Origin of the sequence: Mesorhizobium sp. M7A.F.Ca.CA.003.01.2.1 (assembly GCF_003998945.1) — a bacterium.
Taxonomy (GTDB): Bacteria; Pseudomonadota; Alphaproteobacteria; order Rhizobiales; family Rhizobiaceae; genus Mesorhizobium; species Mesorhizobium ciceri.
This window is the reverse complement of record NZ_RZRA01000889.1, coordinates 1-2,320: the sequence shown is the minus strand read 5'-3', so window position 1 is coordinate 2,320 and position 2,320 is coordinate 1. Positions and strand designations below refer to the sequence as shown.

Annotated in this window: 3 protein-coding genes and 1 pseudogene; 2 read left to right on the top strand and 2 right to left on the bottom strand. The window is 66.0% G+C overall.

What is annotated here, in order from left to right; translation table 11 throughout:
• On the bottom strand, positions 1 to 720 hold a 720-nt coding region (locus EN969_RS27220), incomplete at its 3' end, for a 3-oxoacyl-ACP reductase family protein (RefSeq protein ID WP_164758531.1).
• 99 nt (positions 721 to 819) lie between these two features.
• On the opposite strand from EN969_RS27220, the gene EN969_RS27215 reads away from it, so the two are divergent.
• On the top strand, positions 820 to 1,434 hold the full coding sequence (locus EN969_RS27215) for a TetR/AcrR family transcriptional regulator (RefSeq protein ID WP_063167994.1): 615 nt from the start codon (positions 820 to 822) through the stop codon (positions 1,432 to 1,434).
• 55 nt (positions 1,435 to 1,489) lie between these two features.
• A complete protein-coding gene (locus tag EN969_RS27210) occupies positions 1,490 to 1,885 on the top strand; it encodes a rhodanese-like domain-containing protein (protein ID WP_063167993.1) in 396 nt (131 codons plus the stop codon).
• Between the two features lie 13 nt (positions 1,886 to 1,898).
• Here EN969_RS27210 and EN969_RS27205 read toward each other — a convergent pair.
• A pseudogene (locus EN969_RS27205) lies at positions 1,899 to 2,320 on the bottom strand (alpha/beta hydrolase); the annotation flags it as partial.

Here is a 2,320-nt window from a genome sequence, read left to right as displayed (position 1 = left end):
GGTCAGGGCAGCGCCGGTGACGAAGCGGCCTTCCGGGCCTGCGAGCCAGGCGACCATGCCGGCAATGTCGTCGGCCTTGCCGAAGCGCGGCGTTGCCATCTTCCGGCGCTGATGCTCGGCATGCGGGCCGTCGGCCGGGTTCATGTCGGTGTCGGTCGAACCGGGGTGGACGACATTGGCGGTGATGCCGCGCGGGCCGAGGTCACGCGCCAGCGCCTTGGTCAGGCCGACCAGCGCCGCCTTGCTGGCTGAATAGGCCGTGAGGCTGCCGTCGGCCCGCTCGGCAAGGTTGCTGCCGATCGAGATGATGCTGCCGCCCTCACCCATATGGGCGGCCGCGGCCTTGGAAGCGATGAATGGGGCCCGGAGATTGACCTCCATGGTCTCGTCGAAATCGGCGAGCGACAGCGTGTCGATTGGGGCGGCGCGCCAGATGCCGGCGCTGTTGACCAGGATGTCGAGCCGGCCAAAGGCGGTTACGGCGTCGTCGACTGCCTTGTCTAGGGCGACCGCATCGCGGTTGTCGGCTTTGATCGCGATGGCGCGGCCGCCCTTGGCCTCGATCTCGGCGACGACAGCGCGGGCCTGTTCCTCGCCATGCACATAGGTCAGCGCGACGCTGGCGCCATCGGCCGCCAGCCTCCGCGCAATCGCTGCGCCGATGCCGCGACTGCCGCCGGTGACGAGCGCGGCCTTGCCGTTCAATCTGCTGGAAGACATCGAATTCTCCTTTTATGTAATGATCGATACATAAATATCTGTCAGCCTTGCCCGCTGGCGTCAACTGAATTATGTATCGATCAACACAGAAAGAGCGTCATGTCGGAACGAGGCCGTCCCCGCACCTTCGATCGAACCGCAGCCCTGCGTTGCGCGATGCAGGTGTTTTGGGCGCGTGGTTACGAAGGTGCATCGATGAGCGAACTGACCGCCGCCATGGGCATCAACTCGCCCAGCCTCTACGCTGCCTTCGGCAGCAAGGAGGCGCTGTTCCTGGAGGCGACGGATTTTTACTCGCACACCGAGGGTGCCGACATCTGGCTGGCATTGGACGAGGCTCCGACCGCGCGGCAGGCGATCGAACAATTCCTGTGCCTGACGGCGAAAGCCTATGCGCAGAGCGATCGCCCGCAGGGCTGCCTGATCACGCTGGGCGCACTGCATCAGGATTCGAGCCGCGGCGCCATCTGCGACGATCTGCGCCGCCGTCGTGCCGAAAACCACACCGCCCTGCAAAAACGTCTGGAGCGCGGTATTGCCGAAGGCGAATTGCCGGCGGATTTCGACGCGAGCGCTGCCGCGACCTTCTTCGCCACGGTCCAGCACGGCATGTCGATCCAGGCGCGAGACGGCGCCTTGCACGCTGCCCTGCTGGCGACGGTTGCCGGGGCCATGGCTGCCTGGCAGACGTTGGCCGGCGGCAACGCGGCGTGACAAACGCCGGCTGGTGTGCTCGAAATCCGCCAGCAAGGCCGGGAGGGACGAGAGCGTGAAAAAGGGTTATCGCGAGCTGCTGGACGAGGCGAATGCCGTGATCGAGGTGGTTTCGCCGGAGGAAGCGGCCGGGCTGCTCGACGATGAAGACACCATCTTCGTCGATCTGCGCGATCCACGCGAAGTGGAACGCGACGGCCGGATTCCGGGCGCCAAGCATGTCACGCGCGGCATGCTGGAATTCTGGATCGACCCCGAAAGCCCTTACCACAAGCCGTTCTTCGCCTCGGGAAAGAGCTTCGTGTTCTTCTGCGCCGGCGGCTGGCGCTCTGCCCTGGCCACAAAGACGGCGCAGGACATGGGGCTTTCGCCGGTCAAGCACATCCTCGGCGGCTACACCGCCTGGAAGGCCGCCGGACTGCCGGTCGAACCCGGCGAGCAGAAGAAATAATCTCGACCGCCGCTCAATGCAGCAGCAATGGCTCGCGATGCGTCACGAAGCCGACCGCGCGTTCGACCACGCCCTTGTCGGCAAGAATGCGGCGATGGCCAAGCCCGTCGGCCCAGTAGAGCCGCACATGGCCGCCGGCACCGGCATAGCGCCTTGCGTGATCGGCCGAGACTTCGCGGTCGTCCGGCGCGTGGATGACCAGGGTCGGCACCGGTGCCTGGGCGAGCTGGCGGTCGCCGGTGAATTCGTGCAGCGGCCGGCCGGAAAGATGCTCGACCCGGTCCGCCATGGCGGCTTGCGAGCGCGGGCCGACATTCAACATATGACTGAAGTCGGCAAAGATCGCCGGCAGGGAACTTGGCGCCGCGATCAGCACCAGGCGTCCCGCCGCCAGCGGCGGGATGTTCTTGACCGAACCGGCGATGGCATTGGCGG

What these genes read in the sequence shown, in the direction of transcription:
- EN969_RS27215 (WP_063167994.1), top strand. Translation starts at nt 820, where the DNA reads ATGTCGGAACGAGGCCGTCCCCGCACCTTCGATCGAACCGCAGCCCTG.